This window comes from Vibrio sp. 10N.247.311.47, assembly GCF_041467535.1.
GTDB lineage: Bacteria > Pseudomonadota > Gammaproteobacteria > Enterobacterales > Vibrionaceae > Vibrio > Vibrio crassostreae_C.
The window spans coordinates 89,909-106,688 of sequence record NZ_JBFSUR010000011.1; the positions used below are offsets into that span (position 1 = coordinate 89,909).

Genomic DNA, 16,780 nt, shown 5'->3' on the forward strand with positions numbered 1-16,780 from the left:
ACAAAGGAGTGAAATTAAATTCATCAAGTCAGGATGTGTACCGTCATCACACTTATGCACTTTACTCGGATATGTTACCAACTGCGTAATATTTGTCACATAAGCAATGATAAGGATTTGCCATGATTATTATTAATTCATAATCAGCGACAAGGAATTGCGATGACGGCGGTGCTTGCTTTGTTTCGATCCATGTTAGGTAGCCTGAGGGATCTATTGCCAATCGTGGCGGTAATCGCTTTCTTCCAGCTTGCTGTCTTACAAGAGCCACTTCCTCATCTTTTATCTATTCTGACTGGCTTAGTGCTCGTCGTTTTTGGACTCACTTTCTTTATCTTTGGCCTTGAAATGGGGTTGTTTCCAATTGGCGAATCGATGGCTCAAGCATTTGCCAGAAAGGGGAGTGTGTTCTGGTTATTGATCTTCGCTTTTTGTTTGGGTTTTGGTACCACCATAGCCGAGCCAGCGTTAACCGCAGTCGCTGCCGAAGCCGCAGAAGTGGCAGCTGAGGGAGGTGTAATCCCCAATACGTTAGATGAAATGGAGCAGTATGCCAATGGCCTGCGCTTTACTGTGGCACTGTCAGTCGGTATCGCTATTTTACTCGGTGTGCTGAGAATCTTAAAAGGTTGGCCAATCCAGTACATGATCATCGGTGGATATATTGGAGTGGTCGTGCTCACTGCATTTGCTCCGGAAAACATCATTGGAATTGCGTATGACTCTGGTGGAGTAACGACATCGACGATCACCGTCCCATTAGTAACTGCGTTAGGGGTGGGTTTAGCCTCGGCAATTAAAGGGCGTAATCCGATGATAGATGGTTTTGGGTTGATCGCGTTTGCTTCGTTGCTGCCGATGATGTTTGTCATGGTGTACGGGATGGTGGTGACATGATCAGTGTTCAACAATTTATCGACACCTTTCTCGGCACTGTGATGGATGTGATCCCGATTGCGATCATCATCTTCGGTTTTCAGTTGGCGGTATTACGAAAGCCAGTCAATAACCTAGCCAAAGTGCTGATCGGTTTCTTCTACGTCATTCTTGGCTTATCACTCTTTTTGATGGGATTGGAGCTCGCGTTATTCCCTCTAGGGGAGACGATGGCAATGCAACTCACCGAGCCAAGCTTTTTGACTGAGTTTAAGATCAGTTCTGGTCTTGCTTTGGTTTGGTTTGATTATTACTGGGTTTACCTGTTTGCGTTTTGTATTGGTTTCAGCACCACGATAGCCGAGCCCTCTTTGATAGCTGTAGCGATTAAGGCGAACCAAGTTTCCGGTGGCAGTATCAGCGTCAATGGGCTGAGGATCGCCGTGGCATTGGGCGTTGCTATCGGTATCTCTCTGGGCAGCTACCGTATCGTTGCGGGTGACCCGATCCATTACTACATCATTTTTGGTTATGTCGTCGTGGTCATTCAAACCTTTTACGCCCCAAAACTCATTATCCCATTAGCCTACGATTCGGGTGGCGTCACTACATCAACGGTGACAGTCCCTTTAGTGACGGCGCTCGGGCTTGGACTTGCTTCAACCGTACCAGGAAGAAATCCTGTCATTGATGGCTTTGGATTGATCGCCTTTGCCAGCTTATTTCCCATCATTTCAGTGATGGGCTATGCCCAAATAACACAATGGTTAAACCGTTTACATACCTCTAAGGAGAGCAAAGATGCGCTTTAAACTTATCCTAGCGTTTGTAGAAGAGAGCAAGACCGACACTGTGCTCGATGCCGCGCGTGATGCGGGCGCGACTGGAGCAACGGTGATTAACAACGCCAGAGGGCAAGGCTTAAACCAAAAAACCACCTTCTTTGGCCTAACGCTAGAGGTACAAAAAGATGTGTTGCTGTTTGTGGTTGAGGAACACTTAGCTAGGCATATTCTTGAAACTATTGGCGAAGTCGGTGAGTTTGACCAAGAGTCAGGACAAGGTATAGCGGTGCAGATCGATATCGAAGATGCAGTCGGGGTTGCACATCAAGTCGAGACATTAACTAAGGTTGTGGAGGATGAGCTATGAGTACCAGTGAAAAGATCCGAGTAGGCGATGTCATGGCCAATACGTATGTGATTATCGATGGGCTAACCACGGTGTTAGAAGCGATAGAGATGGCTAAAAAGCACAAAGTGAAGGCAATCATTGTCGATAAGCGCCACGAAGATGACGAATACGGCATCGTATTGATGAATGACATTGCCAAGAAAGTACTGGCTAAGAACCGATCTCCAAAGCGAACCAATGTTTATGAGATCATGACCAAGCCAGCGCTAAGCGTGTCTGCTGAGATGAACGTAAAGTATTGCGCTCGCCTGTTTGAACGCTTTGGTATCAGTCGTGCGCCAGTAGTTCGTGATAACAAGATAGTCGGTATGGTTAGTTACAATAATATCGTGATCAATGGTATGGCGAGAGATGACGTGTAGCATTTAGATACGTACAATAGGCTCATAAATTTTATGGAGAAGTACGTGTGAAATTATTTTTTGCTTCAGACCTACACGGTTCGCTGCCAGCAACAGAAAAGGTATTAGAACTCTACCAAGCATCTGGTGCGCAATATTTAGTTCTATTGGGTGACATTCTGAATCATGGACCAAGAAATCCGATTCCAGAAGGATACAACCCGCCGGCGGTTGCAGATAAGTTGAATGCGTTTTCTCAAGAGATCATTGCCGTTCGTGGTAACTGCGATAGCGAAGTGGATCAGATGTTGTTGTCTTTTCCAATGATGATGGATTACTCGTGGGTGCTATTAGAATCAGGCCAGCGTATCTTCCTAACGCATGGCCATTTGTACAACACCAATAAACGCCCTGCGTTGAAGGCGGGCGATATCATTGCACACGGTCATACCCATATTCCTGTCGCCGAATACCAAGATGACATCTTTATCTTTAACCCTAGCTCGGTGACATTCCCACGAGAGGGACACGCGGCAAGCTATGGCATCTATGAAAACAATACCTTCAAAGTCATTAGCCTTGAAGGTGATGTTCTCGTGAGTGGTCAGCTTTAAATCATTGGATCGGCTGTGAAAGGCTTATTTTGAGTCCACGTGGCCGAGATCTCTGTCTGGAGCAATGATGTTTCGTACTCTTTGCTTCAGAACTTTCGCCTCTGGAAAACCGTCATCTGCTTTTCTTTCCCAAATCTGCACACCATTACAAAAGATTTCGAACCTGCCTCCTGTGTCTGGGTGTAAGCTCACTTGTTCAATTTCTTCACTGAAGGTATGCAGTAGCTCTTGGCATAACCAACTAGAGCGAAGCATCCAATTGCATTGACGGCAATAGTGTATCGCGATTGTGGCTTTTGTTGCTGTCTCTTTCGCTGGCGCCAGATTAGGTTGTTCCGTTTTCATGGTTAATCCTTAAAATGCTACATCCGTAATTTGATACCAACGGCTAACAAAAAAGGGGCTTCATGCCCCTTTTTTCTATTGGTTTACCGTTTCATGGTATTCAGCTATTCATAAACAGTAAATAGCGATCCAATCTTAGTTTGAAAACAATACGGTAGAACCATGATTTAAGCTAGTCAGTAGCAGTGCCTTCGGGTTAACAATATCTATGCGGCGGCTTTGCTCTGCGTCCATCTTAATGACTTGAGTGATCAGCTCTAGCTGTTCTTCTGAAAAGTCTTGGCGCTGAGCCGAGGTCACATCTTTAAACTCCGTTGGCGAAACCAGTAAGTAGTTATCGTTAATATCCCACTGACCCGTTTCAGAGATGTTGATGACATTCGCAGGCTCAGTTTGATTACCGTAAAGTCTAACCACTGACATTCTTAAATATGTACCATTTGGTAGGTATTTCGCATTCGATGATAGTTCAACTCTACGAAGTGGGCCTATTGAGTCAGCTTGCTTGTTATCGCTAATCAGCGTCACCATTCTCGACTGCCATTCATGCTGAGTGAGCAAGCGCTCTACTTTTGCATTGCTGCTCCAATATAGCCAACCACTCAAAAATGCCGATAGAACCAGTAAGATAATCGATACTTTTAATTTCATGTTACTTACCACCGTTACAAATGTCGTTTACATCCGACTGGTTTGCGTAAATTCTTAGGGTTACATTTTCGCTCGAGTAATCTTGCGGGTGAATGTAATTGAGGGCAAGGTTATTGGTTTGTCCTCCTGTAGCGATCACTTCAGCCGGCTTTAACACACCAGTGTGACTCGTGTTGTAACTTAATACACACTTTTCTATTGCTGGCAGCCAACTGCTGAGGTCTGGGTGGTTAACCGGTGATTGAACCTTTACACCATCCACTTCAGTCAAAACCGTGAACTCGGACTCCACCGGGGTAGTAAACGTTAAAACGAGAATCGGCATGATGAAAGCGGCAAGCAGTAACCAAAATGTTAACCATTTATTGGTGCTTTTAGCCGGAGCTACAACAGGAGCGGTTGCTGGTTCTACTGCCACTTTAGTTTGTTGAACTTTTGTAATTGGCTCAGGTTCAAATGTGTCAGTGATTGCTTGTTCAGTCGCTGCAGGCGTTGCAAACGTTAGGATAGGTTCAACGTCATTTTCTGCAATTTCAGCGGCTACTGGCTGATCATTTGATGACAGTGGCGCAGAGCGCTCAACGGTCGCAATAAATTGGTAACCGCGCTTCGGTACTGTCTTTACGAATTCAGGAGATTTAGTCGAGTCTTTGAGCATCTTTCTCAGAGTCGATACGGCTTGCGTTAAGCTTGAGTCATCCACCTCAAAGCCTTGGTCTCGCCAAACATACTCATGCAATTCATTACGAGTGATAACTTCATTAGGCCTTTCTGACAGCATCAAGAGAATGCGGCTTTCATTGCTACCAAGACGTACGACTTCACCGTCGCTCATTTGATCGACAAGTGAATTGCTGTTTGGGTCGAATACGAACCGTTGTGCGAGAATAAACTTTGTGCCGATATTACTCATTGAATTCTTCTATTTTGGATTGTTTTGGGGGGCGAAATAGACAAATCTCAGGTGAAGTTCCGTTAATTCTTCACCAAATCATGGCTTATTTTATGTTCTTTTATATTTATCAGGCTCAAGGATAATAAAAACAGATAAAAAAAACAGTGTTTTTATGATTTTTGACCTTGAATTTACATTTGTCATCCTCATGTTAATGAACAGAAGAGTGGCATCAAGTGTTACGCCCCTATGATTATTCAACATAAAGTATAGATGTTTTGGAGTAAAAATGAGCGAAACGGCAACGCAAAATAAAGAGACTCGTGGCTTTCAATCTGAAGTAAAACAACTACTTCATCTAATGATTCACTCACTGTATTCAAATAAAGAAATCTTTCTACGTGAGCTGATCTCTAACGCATCTGACGCGGCTGATAAGCTTCGTTTTCAAGCTCTATCGAACGGTGACCTTTACCAAGGTGATGCAGATCTAGGTGTAAAACTTTCTTTCAACGCGGAAGCAAACACGTTAACCATTTCTGATAACGGTATCGGTATGAGCCGCGACAACGTTATTGAGCATTTAGGTACGATTGCTAAGTCAGGCACTGCAGATTTTTTCTCAAAGCTGTCTGAAGACCAAAGCAAAGACTCTCAACTGATTGGTCAATTTGGTGTGGGTTTCTATTCTGCATTCATCGTCGCAGACGCGGTAACGGTTCGCACACGTGCAGCTGGCCTGCCGAACAATGAAGCTGTTCAGTGGCACTCTGCAGGTGAAGGCGATTACACAATCGAAGACATCACTAAAGAGTCTCGTGGTACTGACATCGTTCTGCACATGCGTGAAGACGGTAAAGAGTTCTTAAATGAGTGGCGTCTGCGTGAAGTGATTGGTAAATATTCTGACCACATCGGCATTCCTGTTTCTATCTTCACAGCAGTGAAAGATGACGAAGGTAAAGACACCGAAGAGAAACATTGGGAACAGATCAACAAGGCGCAAGCACTTTGGACTCGTAACAAGTCTGATATCGAGAAAGAAGAGTACCAAGAGTTTTACAAACACGTATCTCACGACTTTGCTGATCCACTAACCTGGAGCCACAACAAGGTTGAAGGTAAGAACGATTACACAAGCCTGCTTTACATCCCAGCGAAAGCACCTTGGGACATGATGAACCGTGACCACAAGAGTGGCTTGAAACTTTACGTGCAGCGTGTATTCATCATGGATGACGCAGAGCAGTTCATGCCATCTTACATGCGTTTCGTTCGTGGCTTGATTGACTCAAACGATCTGCCATTGAACGTGTCTCGTGAAATCCTGCAAGACAACAAGGTAACTCAGTCTCTTCGTGGCGCATGTACCAAGCGTGTACTGACTATGCTTGAGCGCATGGCGAAGAATGACAATGATAAGTACCTAGAGTTTTGGAAAGAGTTCGGCCTAGTATTGAAAGAAGGCCCGGCTGAAGATATGGCGAACAAAGAGAAGATCGCTGGTCTACTTCGTTTCTCGTCAACGGAAGTGGATTCTGCTGAACAAACCATCAGCCTAGAATCTTACGTTGAGCGCATGAAAGAAGGCCAAGATAAGATTTACTACCTGACAGCAGATAGCTACGCTGCCGCTAAGAACAGCCCACACTTGGAGCAGTTCAAAGCTAAAGGTATTGAAGTGGTTCTAATGTACGATCGTATTGATGAGTACGTAATGAACTACCTGACTGACTTCGACGGTAAACAGTTCCAATCGATCACTAAAGCAGGCTTAGACCTAAGCAAGTTTGAAGGTGAAGAAGAGAAAGAGAAGCAAAAAGAGACAGAAGAAGAGTTCAAATCTGTTGTAGAGCGCACTCAATCTTACCTAGGTGGTCGTGTTAAAGAAGTTCGTACGACCTTCAAGCTAGCAACAACACCTGCGGTTGTTGTGACTGACGACTTCGAAATGGGCACGCAAATGGCGAAGCTTCTTGAAGCTGCGGGTCAAGCGGCACCGGAAGTGAAGTACATCTTCGAGATTAACCCTGAGCACGCACTGGTTAAACAGATGGCTGACGAAGCAGACGAGCAAGCGTTTAGTCGTTGGGTTGAGTTGCTACTTGGTCAAGCGATGCTGGCTGAAAAGGGCTCAATGGAAGATCCGTCACAATTCTTGGGTGCAATCAACGAGCTACTAACAAAGCGTTAGTCTTTCGACTTTAGGTTAAGCCAACAATTACAATAAAAAGCTCGCAAATGCGGGCTTTTTTTATGAACGTCGTTGAAAATTGACCTAACGTGGTCAACGTCACCGTTATCGTCACAACAAATGTTGTCGATGCATTCTTTAGTCGTAAATTCAGCCAAATTGAATATTAATGTGATAGAATGCTCGACCTAATCAGCTGGGGCTAAGAAGCGACTATCTCCAGTTGTATGATTTTTAAACGTTATACCGAAACTTACCGTTTTGCTTCTGTTCACAGTTTTGCTTAGCCTCAATGGTTACTTAACGCTTTCTGTTCATCCTAAAAATGAGCAAGAATGGAGGGATAGTGAGCTTCGGTATAAATCATAATTTTATAAGAGGATTAAACATGCGCATCATTCTTCTAGGTGCTCCTGGCGCGGGTAAAGGTACTCAAGCTAACTTCATCATGAACAAATTTGGTATCCCTCAAATTTCAACTGGTGACATGCTACGTGCTGCTATCAAAGCGGGTACTGAGCTTGGTAAGCAAGCAAAATCAGTAATCGACGCTGGTCAGCTAGTTTCTGATGAAATTATCCTTGGTCTTATCAAAGAGCGTATCGCTCAAGATGACTGTGAGAAAGGTTTCCTACTAGACGGTTTCCCACGCACAATCCCACAAGCTGATGGCCTAAAAGAAATGGGCATCGCTGTTGATTACGTTATTGAATTTGACGTAGCTGACGATGTGATTGTTGAGCGTATGGCTGGTCGTCGTGCTCACCTTCCTTCTGGTCGTACATACCACACTGTGTACAATCCGCCTAAAGAAGAAGGTAAAGATGACGTAACGGGTGAAGACCTAGTGGTACGTGATGACGACAAAGAAGAAACAGTTCGTGCACGTCTAGGTGTATACCACGATCAAACAGCTCCGCTAATCTCTTACTACGGTAAAGAAGCTGAAGCAGGCAACACTCAGTACCTTAAGTTTGATGGTACTAAGCAAGTTGCTGAAGTTAGTGCAGAACTTGAGAAAGCACTAGCATAATTGGCTAACAGCCAGTTTTAGAATTTGATATATTGGAAGCGACCTTAAGGGTCGCTTTTTTGTTTCAATTTTTAGTACGATACCAATCTAGATAATTTGATTGCACATGATTCAGAACGGTTCAGACCCGATGGCAGTGGCTAGCAATTGAGAGTGGATGTTGTGTATCTCATATGAAGAGTGATTATTCAGACTTTCATTGAGGCGCAATGATCTTAAACTTATGCAGATTAGTATATTACTTTCCAGAAAATCACATATTGGTCTCAGGTATCTATGGAAAATAATAAAAAGCAGGGTGTTTTACTGGTGAACTTAGGAACTCCAGATTCGGCGACCCCCGCTGGCGTTCGTCGATTTTTGAGTGAATTCTTACACGACAAGCGAGTTGTAAACCTAACGCGTTGGCTTTGGTGTCCTATATTACATGGGGTGATTTTACCGATTCGCTCGCCTAAAGTTGCTAAGCTGTATCAGTCTGTCTGGATGGATGAAGGCTCACCACTGCTTGTGTACTCTCAAAGACAAGCTGAAAAGCTCCAGAAGAAGCTAGAGATGCCTGTTGCACTGGGTATGACCTATGGCAACCCAAGCCTAAAGACTGGTGTTGAGCAACTGATGGAGCAGGGCGTTGAGGACATCATCGTACTGCCTTTATATCCGCAGTACTCTGGTACAACCACAGCGGCGGTTTCTGATGGTTTAACCAAAGCCTTTAAGCAGATGCCAGTTATCCCGAGCTATCGCTTTATTCGCGACTACTACGCGCACCCAAGCTATGCCAAAGCATTGGCTGAAAGCGTCCGCAGTCATTGGGATAAAAATGGCAGAGCCGATCATTTAGTGTGTTCTTTCCACGGTATTCCGAAGCGACTGGCTGATGAAGGCGATATCTACCCTCAGCATTGTGAAGCGACAACAAAGCTGCTTGCGGCAGAGTTAGGTTTGTCAGCGGACGATATCACAATGACATACCAATCGCGATTTGGTCGAGAAGAGTGGTTGAAGCCATACACTGACGAGACACTTGAATCACTGCCGAGTAAAGGCATCAAGAAGATCGACATTATGGCACCTGCCTTTTCGGTTGACTGTTTGGAAACGTTGGAAGAGATTTCAGACCAGTGTAAAGAGACTTTCATTGACGCTGGTGGTTCGGACTTTAGCTACATTATGTGTCTGAACGACAGAGATTCGCACATCGATATGATGGCAGAGTTAGTGGCGCTGTATCGCTAACAGATGCTGAGCCTTGATTATGACTTATCGTTAGCATTAAGGCGCATAATACAAATAACAAAAGGGCTGCTCATTGAGCAGCCCTTTTTGATCAGGATATTTCGTTTTGAAACAGCTTGAGAGTTAAGCCGCAGATGTCTCTGTTGCTTGCTTAGCTTTAGGCTCTGCTTCAAGCGTCATGTTGGTTTCTACGCCGTGCATCCATGACACAAGCTTACCAGCACAAAGCAGCAGTAATATGCCACTCACCGTTGCTGTGATAGCAATACCACTGAAGATTGACATAGCACCAAGCTCACCAACGTGAGAACCAACCAGGCCTGCCACGTAGTTTGCCACCGCATTGAAGCCAAACCATGCACCCATCATCAATGATGCTAGGCGAAGCGGAGCTAACTTAGTGACCAACGACAGGCCAATAGGAGATAGACAAAGCTCACCAAGGGTATGGAAGAAGAAAGCGCCGACTAGCCATAGCATTGATGTTTTCACTGTTAGGTCACCGCCTTGCTCCATTACCGCGCCCATCATGCACACAAAGCCCAGTGCTAAGAAGAACAATGCCATTGCAAACTTCACAGGAGAGTTGGGTTCACGCTTACCCAGTTTCACCCAGAACGCAGCAATGATTGGAGCAAGTGTAATGATGAAGAATGGGTTCAAAGATTGGAACCACGCAGCAGGAACTTCAAAGCCACCAATCATACGGTCAGTATATTGTTGAGTGTAGATGTTCATTAGGCCGCCAGCTTGTTCAAAGCCCGCCCAGAATACAATCACGAACAGACCCATGATAAGAATCACTTTTAGTCTGTCGAACTCTTCTTTGGTCAGTGGCGCTTTTTCTTTAGATTTGTTCAGTGCTTTCGCTCTTGCAGCAGCAGGTACAGAACCGATGTTGCCTAACCAAGACTGAGCCATTGTCACTTGCATGATCAAGCTAATAACCATACCAATACCAGCGGCTAGGAAACCTGCTTTCCAACCGAATGAATCGACAGCAGCACCTGAAATTAAGCCACCAAGCAGCGCACCTAAGTTGATGCCCATGTAGAAAATGGTGAAAGCACCGTCACGGCGGTTATCGCCTTCTTGGTACAGATCGCCAACCATGGTTGAGATGTTCGGCTTAAACATACCGTTACCACTGATTAGCAGTGCTAAACCAAGGTACAGAGCGTTCACTTGGTCTAAACCGATGAAGCCGTTAGGTAGAGCCAGTGTAAATTGGCCAAGTGCCATTAATACACCGCCAATCAGAATTGATTTACGCTGACCTAGGTAGTTATCGGCAATCCAGCCACCAATTAATGGTGTGATGTAGACTAAACCGGTGTAAATACCGTAGAGATCGAGTGCGTCTTTCGTTGACCAACCCAGTCCACCGTTGAGGGTAGTGTCAGTCAAAAATAAGACAAGGATGGCGCGCATCGCATAGTAAGAGAAACGTTCCCATAGCTCTGTGCTAAAAAGTAGAAATAGGCCTCTAGGGTGGCCAAAGATGTTGTGGTTGCTTGGCATAAGTTTTACTAATTTTAGGTATTAAAAGATTTTATGGTCATTCATGTATACACAGTGGGATAAAAGTCTGCAATAGACGTATTTTATGGTTACGACAACTTGGTTTAGCTAAGGTATTGATATTAATCATCTTTACTTTTAATGTTGCCCATTTTAAGTGTGCTGCAAACTAATTTTCCAGATTTGAGCTGGTTGGTTAATAACCTTTATTAAAGTCGTGTTGAATAAAAATCTTTAGATGCATTGCTCTGGTGTATCATTTTGAGTTTAAAGGGAGTGGTGTGCTCATTAGGTGGGGTATACATATGCTTACAACAATGAGTCTTTTGATCTCTAAATGATCTCTGTACAATGCTTAACCACTCCGACACCTATAACTTTTTGTTGATAAATTGGTCTGCTACGCATTATTTTTCGTTAGCAACGATTCATTTTATTAATGGCGATTCAACCGTTTTAGGCATGTGGTAAAATATCTAAAAATATAAAATGGCTAGTTAAATGAAACGTTGGTATTTGCTTTACTGTAAGCGTGGTGATCAAAAACGCGCTCAGCAGCACTTAGAGAATCAGGGGGTAGAGTGCTTTTACCCTCAAATAGAAGTCAAAAAGGTGGTGAGAGGGAAAGAAAAGCAGGTCAAAGAACCGCTGTTTCCGTCTTACATCTTTGTTCGCTTCGATTATGAGCAAGGTCCTAGCTTCACGACCGTTCGTTCAACACGTGGCGTTGTGGACTTTATTAAGTTCGGTTCACTGCCGCACGAGGTCCAAGGAGACTTGGTGTTTGAACTTAAAGAGTTTGAGAAGTGCTGCAGTAACGAAGTGGAAGATTGTTGTGTTGAGTTTGAATCTGGACAGGTAGTTAAGATTCAGAGTGGCCAATTTGCTGGGGTTGAAGCTATTTTCGATCAGAAAGACGGTGAGGCTCGATCGATTATGCTGGTGAAAATGATCAGCCAAGTCGTTCCAATCAGTATTGAGAACGAAGCACTACAAGCTCGCGCATAACTGCAGTAATAAAAATAGGCTTAAAACAAAAGGCGCATAATGCGCCTTTTTTAGTCTTTAGGATTTGTTCAAAACGCTCTAAGCGTTGTAAGCATCGTTGTGAACGGCTTGTACTGCACGGCCTGATGGGTCGACACAGTTTTTGAATGACTCATCCCACTCAATCGCTTTCGCTGATGAACAAGCAACTGAAGGACCACCAGGTACACACTCTGCCGCAGATTCTAGAGGGAATAGCTCCTCAAAGATTTCACGGTAAGCATAACCTTCTTTGGTTGTTGGCGTGTTGTAAGGGAAACGGAACTTAGCAGCTTCCATTTGTTGATCCGTTACTTTTGCTTCAGCCGTTGCTTTCAATGTATCAATCCAATCGTAGCCAACACCATCAGAGAACTGCTCTTTTTGACGCCATGCGATTGAATCTGGTAGGTAGTCTTCAAAACACTCACGCAGGATGTGTTTCTCCATCTTACCGTTACCGCACATCTTATCTTCAGGGTTCAGACGCATTGCGACATCGATGAACTCTTTATCCAAGAATGGTACACGGCCTTCAACACCCCATGCCGCTAGCGATTTGTTTGCACGAGCACAGTCGAACATGCTTAGAGCAAGCAGTTTACGTACTGTCTCTTCGTGGAACTCTTTCGCGTTTGGCGCTTTATGGAAGTACAGGTAACCACCAAAGATTTCATCAGCACCTTCACCTGAAAGTACCATCTTGATGCCCATCGCTTTGATCTTACGAGCCAGCAAGTACATTGGCGTTGATGCACGAATCGTCGTTACATCGTAAGTTTCGATATGGTAGATAACGTCACGGATTGCGTCTAGGCCTTCCTGAATAGTGTAAGTCATCTCATGGTGCACAGTTCCGATCTTGTCCGCAACTTCACGAGCAGCGATAAGGTCTGGTGCGCCTTCAAGACCAACAGCGAACGAGTGCAGTTGTGGCCACCAAGCTTCAGATTGCTCATCATCTTCGATACGCATTGCCGCAAAGCGTTTTGCAACTGCTGAAGTAATTGATGAATCCAGGCCACCAGATAGAAGTACACCGTAAGGAACGTCAGTCATTAGTTGACGTTTAACGGCTGCTTCTAGCGCTTCAGTCAGTTCTTCTTTGCTTGTGCTGTTGCCTTGTACCGCAGCGTACTCGTTCCAATCGCGGATGTAGTAGCGTTGAGGTTCAGCATCTTTCGAAGAGTAGAAGCTACCTGGAGGGAATTCACTGATCGTCTTACATACTTCAACCAATGCTTTCATCTCTGAAGCCACGTAGTAGTTGCCGTGCTCATCGTAACCTTGGTAAAGCGGGATGATACCAATATGGTCGCGGCCCACTAGGTACTCGTCTTTCTCTTCGTCGTATAAAACGAATGCGAAAATACCGTTAAGCTCTTCTAGAAGGTCTGCACCCATCTCTTGGTATAGCGCTAGGATAACTTCACAGTCAGAATCAGTCTGGAACTGGTACTTATCTTCATAGCGTGCACGAAGTTCTTTGTGGTTATAAATTTCACCGTTTACTGCAAGAATGTGCTTTTTGTCTTGACTGTATAGTGGTTGAGCACCACTGTTCAAGCCAACAATAGCAAGACGTTCATGAGCAAGGATTGCTTTTTCACCAGCATAGATACCAGACCAGTCTGGACCACGGTGACGAAGCTTCTTAGACATTTCTAAAGCAATAGGGCGAAGTGCTGCGGCATCACTTTTAATGTCGAGAATGCCAAATACTGAACACATAGAACTTCCTTTTAAATAATTTCCAAATCAACTGCATTCAATTTGCCATTCTGGCTAAAAAAAGCAACCGGATGTGAGCAAAAAAATAATATAAAGGGTGTTCTGTTAGAAATTATCTAATTTTTATGTGCTTTTGGTGTGTGATGTTTAATTGCGGTTGGTTTTTTAAACAAAAACCTCTCAAAAGTGCGAAAAATAGGCAGTTTAGAGAGGTTTAGTTGAACACTGTCTAATACTAGATTTTATTGATATTTGGATTTAACTGTTCGCAAACGTGGCGAGCAAAACCACTACCAGCCTCGCTGTAAATGTTAAATGCCGCATCAACGCCATTCTCTTTCAGTGTTTCGAGTTGATCGGGATATTCAGCAATAGCCGCAATTTGGCCTTTAAAGTTACGTGACTTTAATTGTTCTAAAGCGGTTTGATTACCTTGGTGGTGAGGCATTGCCAAAATCACCAGCTTTACGTTTGCTGTATCTAGAATTCGCTCCCAGAAATCTGGGTCAGTCGCGTCGCCAGAAATCACGTTTCTGCCTTGGCTTCTGTGGTTGTGCGCGGCTTCTTCACGCACTTCTACACCTAGGCTGACCTTGCCATAGCGAGTACGTAATTCGTCATAAGCACCGGTACCAATTCGGCCCATACCTAGAATAAGCACTTGGGCACGACCAGGGTCAATTCGCTTATCACGTCGGTGAAGCTTTTCTGACGCATGCTCTTTTAGCCATTTACCTGACTGCTGATAAAGCTTATGACCAGCTCGGTTTAAAGGAGCAGCGATTAGAAAAGACAGTGAAACTGCAATGGCAACGGCAACTAAGATATCACCCGACATCCAACCCATCTTGAAGGCGAGACCACCAACGATGAGGCCAAACTCGCTATAGTTAAACAGTGATAGCGAGGCAAGTAGAGACGTTCGAACACGGAACTTGAAGCGGTTGAGTACCAAGAAGTAGAGAACACCTTTCACTGGCAGCATCAGCAAGAACAAGATTGCGAGCATAAAGCCTTGAATGGTTGGTTGCTCTGACAGACCAATATTCAAGAAGAAACAGACAAGGAAAAGTTCTTTAAGGTTAAACAGCGACTTTGATAATTCTGAGGCTTTTGGGTGACCAGCAAGTAACATACCTAGAACAAGAGCCCCCAAATCTGGTTTCACACCAACCAAATGGAATAAACCAGCACCGACGACTAATGCGAAGAAGATGCCGGAAAGAACCAGCATCTCACCGTGACCAACCCAATCGAGCACTTTGTAGAACAGTGGGCGTAATAAGGGTAGGGCAAACAGAGCAATTGCATACCACTCAGGTATTTTGCCCGTAGAAGCCGTTAAGAATACTACGGCGAAGATATCCTGCATGACCAAGATACCAATCGCTAACGTTCCGTAGGTCGCATTCATTTCGCCTTTCTCTTGCAGAGTCTTAACCGCAAATACAGTACTAGAGAATGAAAGAGCAAAACCGAGCAGAACGATCTGTTCTACCGACATGGCAGCTAGCGATGAAATACCTAAGAACTTAAAGCCAAACAGGGCGACGGCGAAAAACAGAGTGGACAAAAGGTTGTGGATTGTCGCGCCAGCCCAGATCTCTTTAGAGAGTAGGGTTTTGATATCGAGCTTTAAGCCGATAGTAAATAGAAGCAGCGTGACACCAAGGTCAGCTAAAGTAATGATGGTGTCATTGGTTTCAAAGCCAAAGGCAAAAAGCCCAAAGCCTGCAACCAAAAAACCAACTAATGGGGGAAGGTGACACTTTAAAGCAATAAATCCTGCGATAAACGCAGTGGATATTAATATAAGTTCCATAACTTGTTGTTGTAGTTCCCTAGCTTAAAAAAACGGGCCGTGTTTATACAAACACGGCCCGCGGAAAATCAGAATTGTTTTCTCTAGTCTTCGAGAAGCTTCTGCAGTAACACGCCGTTAAGCATGGCGCGCTTAATCATAGCAAAAGCTCCCATCGTAGGATGTTTATCGATCTGTGATGCTACAATAGGCAGGCCGCTATGGAAAGTCGTTAACGACTGATTCTCTACATTGCGCTTAATTGCAGGAAAAACAATCTCTTGTGCCTTGGTAATATCACCAGCAATGATAACTTTTTGAGGGTTAAATAAGTTAATCGTCATCGCGATAGCCTTACCTAACTGGTTTCCTACTCGAACTAAGCTTTGCTTGGCTAGCTCATCACCATTAATCGCGTGGTCACAAACGTCTTGAATCGTAATATGCTCAAGCTCTGTTAAAGAAGACTCATAGCCTTGTTTAATCAGCTTCTGCACGCGTTCAACGATAGCTGGGTTTGCCGCTACTGTTTCAAGACAGCCGAAGTTACCACATTGGCATTGCTCGCCTAGCGGATCAATTTGGATATGACCAATTTCACCCACATTACGGTTATGACCTAGGAAAACCTGACCATTAACGATAATACCTGCACCTGTACCACGGTGAACACTGACCAAAATAGAATCTTGGCTATCTTTACTTGCACCGAAGTAGTGCTCAGCAAGCGCCATTCCACGAACATCGTTACCAACAAAACAAGCAACATGGAATGTATCGCGAATAATGTCGCTTAATGCGAGGTTATCGATGTCGGTATTCGGCATGTACTCAACAACACCGGTCGTTGGGTTAACCAAGCCTGGAAGCGTGACACCAATAGCAATCAGTTGATCGATCTTTGGTTGATGCTCAGCAATGAAAGCTTTGAGGTTATTGACCAAGCCTTGGGTAAGGTCTGATTGGTCTGAATAATTCAGGTCTTGCTGTTGGAAAGCCAATTCACGACCACCAAGGTCATGCAGGCTTATTTGAATGTAGTCTCGACCCAAACGCACAGCAACAGAATGAAAAGGCTCTACTTCTGTGGTTAGGGAGATAGCGCGTCTACCGCCAGTAGACGCTTGCTGCGCAACCTCTTTAATTAGGCCGCGCTCTAAAAGTTGGCGGGTAATTTTTGTAACACTTGCCGGTGCGAGTTGGCTTACATCAGCCACTTGTATACGACTGATAGGTCCCTGTTGGTCTATAAGTCGGTATACCGCCGCACTGTTTAGTTGTTTAACTAAGTCTACGTTACCTATTTGTCCGCCATTCAT

At 44.4% G+C, this 16,780-nt stretch carries 16 protein-coding genes; 9 read left to right on the forward strand and 7 right to left on the reverse strand.

All coding sequences use genetic code 11. The features are described from left to right. Window positions 1-162 precede the first annotated feature (162 nt). Genes AB6E51_RS09785 through yfcE form a run of 5 tightly spaced genes read left to right on the forward strand, consistent with a single transcriptional unit; the run spans window position 163 to window position 3,025 of the window. A complete protein-coding gene (locus AB6E51_RS09785) occupies window positions 163-897 on the forward strand; it encodes a DUF1538 domain-containing protein (RefSeq protein ID WP_017072437.1) in 735 nt (244 codons plus the stop codon). Beyond that, entirely contained in the window at window positions 894-1,688 is a 795-nt protein-coding gene (locus AB6E51_RS09790; protein ID WP_017066002.1) for a DUF1538 domain-containing protein, read from the forward strand. Before AB6E51_RS09785 ends, AB6E51_RS09790 begins: the two co-directional genes overlap by 4 nt. After that, window positions 1,678-2,028, forward strand: a complete 351-nt coding sequence (locus AB6E51_RS09795; protein WP_017062207.1) for a P-II family nitrogen regulator — start codon at window positions 1,678-1,680, stop codon at window positions 2,026-2,028. Before AB6E51_RS09790 ends, AB6E51_RS09795 begins: the two co-directional genes overlap by 11 nt. Further along, complete coding sequence (locus AB6E51_RS09800) at window positions 2,025-2,432, forward strand: CBS domain-containing protein (protein WP_017062206.1); 408 nt, start codon at window positions 2,025-2,027, stop codon at window positions 2,430-2,432. The genes AB6E51_RS09795 and AB6E51_RS09800 overlap by 4 nt, the downstream gene beginning before the upstream one ends. A 47-nt stretch (window positions 2,433-2,479) precedes the next feature. Continuing rightward, window positions 2,480-3,025: a phosphodiesterase gene (gene yfcE / locus AB6E51_RS09805; RefSeq protein WP_017068995.1), complete on the forward strand. Its 546-nt coding sequence runs from the start codon at window positions 2,480-2,482 to the stop codon at window positions 3,023-3,025. 24 nt (window positions 3,026-3,049) lie between these two features. Here yfcE and AB6E51_RS09810 read toward each other — a convergent pair whose 3' ends face one another. The 3 genes from AB6E51_RS09810 to AB6E51_RS09820 all read right to left on the reverse strand — a co-directional run bounded on the left by AB6E51_RS09810 (window position 3,050) and on the right by AB6E51_RS09820 (window position 4,934). Further along, a complete protein-coding gene (locus AB6E51_RS09810; protein ID WP_017062204.1) occupies window positions 3,050-3,370 on the reverse strand; it encodes a SelT/SelW/SelH family protein in 321 nt (106 codons plus the stop codon). Between the two features lie 135 nt (window positions 3,371-3,505). Beyond that, window positions 3,506-4,021 carry a regulatory protein ToxS gene (locus AB6E51_RS09815; protein WP_017063402.1) on the reverse strand — a complete coding sequence of 172 codons (516 nt, stop codon included), beginning with the start codon at window positions 4,019-4,021 and terminating at the stop codon, window positions 3,506-3,508. 1 nt (window position 4,022) lies between these two features. Further along, window positions 4,023-4,934: a transcriptional regulator gene (locus AB6E51_RS09820; RefSeq protein ID WP_017063403.1), complete on the reverse strand. Its 912-nt coding sequence runs from the start codon at window positions 4,932-4,934 to the stop codon at window positions 4,023-4,025. A gap of 271 nt (window positions 4,935-5,205) precedes the next feature. On the opposite strand from AB6E51_RS09820, the gene htpG reads away from it, so the two are divergent. From htpG to hemH, 3 genes are all read left to right on the forward strand, one after another. Next, entirely contained in the window at window positions 5,206-7,110 is a 1,905-nt protein-coding gene (htpG, locus tag AB6E51_RS09825; RefSeq protein WP_102332544.1) for a molecular chaperone HtpG, read from the forward strand. Between the two features lie 388 nt (window positions 7,111-7,498). Further along, window positions 7,499-8,143, forward strand: a complete 645-nt coding sequence (adk, locus tag AB6E51_RS09830) for an adenylate kinase (RefSeq protein WP_372058937.1) — start codon at window positions 7,499-7,501, stop codon at window positions 8,141-8,143. Window positions 8,144-8,419: 276 nt separating this feature from the next. Further along, window positions 8,420-9,382 (forward strand): ferrochelatase, encoded by a 963-nt coding sequence (gene hemH / locus AB6E51_RS09835; protein WP_017063404.1) that lies wholly within the window; start codon window positions 8,420-8,422, stop codon window positions 9,380-9,382. A gap of 123 nt (window positions 9,383-9,505) precedes the next feature. Here hemH and AB6E51_RS09840 read toward each other — a convergent pair whose 3' ends face one another. After that, complete coding sequence (locus tag AB6E51_RS09840) at window positions 9,506-10,903, reverse strand: peptide MFS transporter (protein WP_017062198.1); 1,398 nt, start codon at window positions 10,901-10,903, stop codon at window positions 9,506-9,508. 501 nt (window positions 10,904-11,404) lie between these two features. Here AB6E51_RS09840 and rfaH point away from each other — a divergent pair. Beyond that, window positions 11,405-11,911 (forward strand): transcription/translation regulatory transformer protein RfaH, encoded by a 507-nt coding sequence (rfaH, locus tag AB6E51_RS09845; RefSeq protein ID WP_017062197.1) that lies wholly within the window; start codon window positions 11,405-11,407, stop codon window positions 11,909-11,911. A 78-nt stretch (window positions 11,912-11,989) separates the two neighbouring features. Here the strand turns inward: rfaH and asnB are convergent, their stop codons facing one another. The 3 genes from asnB to AB6E51_RS09860 form a co-directional block, all read right to left on the reverse strand. Next, a complete protein-coding gene (gene asnB / locus AB6E51_RS09850) occupies window positions 11,990-13,660 on the reverse strand; it encodes an asparagine synthase B (RefSeq protein WP_017062196.1) in 1,671 nt (556 codons plus the stop codon). Between the two features lie 235 nt (window positions 13,661-13,895). Continuing rightward, window positions 13,896-15,482: a cation:proton antiporter family protein gene (locus AB6E51_RS09855; protein WP_017062195.1), complete on the reverse strand. Its 1,587-nt coding sequence runs from the start codon at window positions 15,480-15,482 to the stop codon at window positions 13,896-13,898. An 83-nt stretch (window positions 15,483-15,565) separates the two neighbouring features. Next, window positions 15,566-16,780 (reverse strand): ROK family protein, encoded by a 1,215-nt coding sequence (locus tag AB6E51_RS09860; protein WP_017062194.1) that lies wholly within the window; start codon window positions 16,778-16,780, stop codon window positions 15,566-15,568.

What these genes read in the sequence shown, in the direction of transcription:
- AB6E51_RS09785 (WP_017072437.1), top strand. Translation starts at nt 163, where the DNA reads ATGACGGCGGTGCTTGCTTTGTTTCGATCCATGTTAGGTAGCCTGAGG.
- AB6E51_RS09790 (WP_017066002.1), top strand. Translation starts at nt 894, where the DNA reads ATGATCAGTGTTCAACAATTTATCGACACCTTTCTCGGCACTGTGATG.
- AB6E51_RS09795 (WP_017062207.1), top strand. Translation starts at nt 1,678, where the DNA reads ATGCGCTTTAAACTTATCCTAGCGTTTGTAGAAGAGAGCAAGACCGAC.
- AB6E51_RS09800 (WP_017062206.1), top strand. Translation starts at nt 2,025, where the DNA reads ATGAGTACCAGTGAAAAGATCCGAGTAGGCGATGTCATGGCCAATACG.
- AB6E51_RS09810 (WP_017062204.1), bottom strand. Translation starts at nt 3,370, where the DNA reads ATGAAAACGGAACAACCTAATCTGGCGCCAGCGAAAGAGACAGCAACA.
- AB6E51_RS09815 (WP_017063402.1), bottom strand. Translation starts at nt 4,021, where the DNA reads ATGAAATTAAAAGTATCGATTATCTTACTGGTTCTATCGGCATTTTTG.
- AB6E51_RS09820 (WP_017063403.1), bottom strand. Translation starts at nt 4,934, where the DNA reads ATGAGTAATATCGGCACAAAGTTTATTCTCGCACAACGGTTCGTATTC.
- htpG (WP_102332544.1), top strand. Translation starts at nt 5,206, where the DNA reads ATGAGCGAAACGGCAACGCAAAATAAAGAGACTCGTGGCTTTCAATCT.
- adk (WP_372058937.1), top strand. Translation starts at nt 7,499, where the DNA reads ATGCGCATCATTCTTCTAGGTGCTCCTGGCGCGGGTAAAGGTACTCAA.
- hemH (WP_017063404.1), top strand. Translation starts at nt 8,420, where the DNA reads ATGGAAAATAATAAAAAGCAGGGTGTTTTACTGGTGAACTTAGGAACT.
- AB6E51_RS09840 (WP_017062198.1), bottom strand. Translation starts at nt 10,903, where the DNA reads ATGCCAAGCAACCACAACATCTTTGGCCACCCTAGAGGCCTATTTCTA.
- rfaH (WP_017062197.1), top strand. Translation starts at nt 11,405, where the DNA reads ATGAAACGTTGGTATTTGCTTTACTGTAAGCGTGGTGATCAAAAACGC.
- asnB (WP_017062196.1), bottom strand. Translation starts at nt 13,660, where the DNA reads ATGTGTTCAGTATTTGGCATTCTCGACATTAAAAGTGATGCCGCAGCA.
- AB6E51_RS09855 (WP_017062195.1), bottom strand. Translation starts at nt 15,482, where the DNA reads ATGGAACTTATATTAATATCCACTGCGTTTATCGCAGGATTTATTGCT.
- AB6E51_RS09860 (WP_017062194.1), bottom strand. Translation starts at nt 16,780, where the DNA reads ATGAATGGCGGACAAATAGGTAACGTAGACTTAGTTAAACAACTAAAC.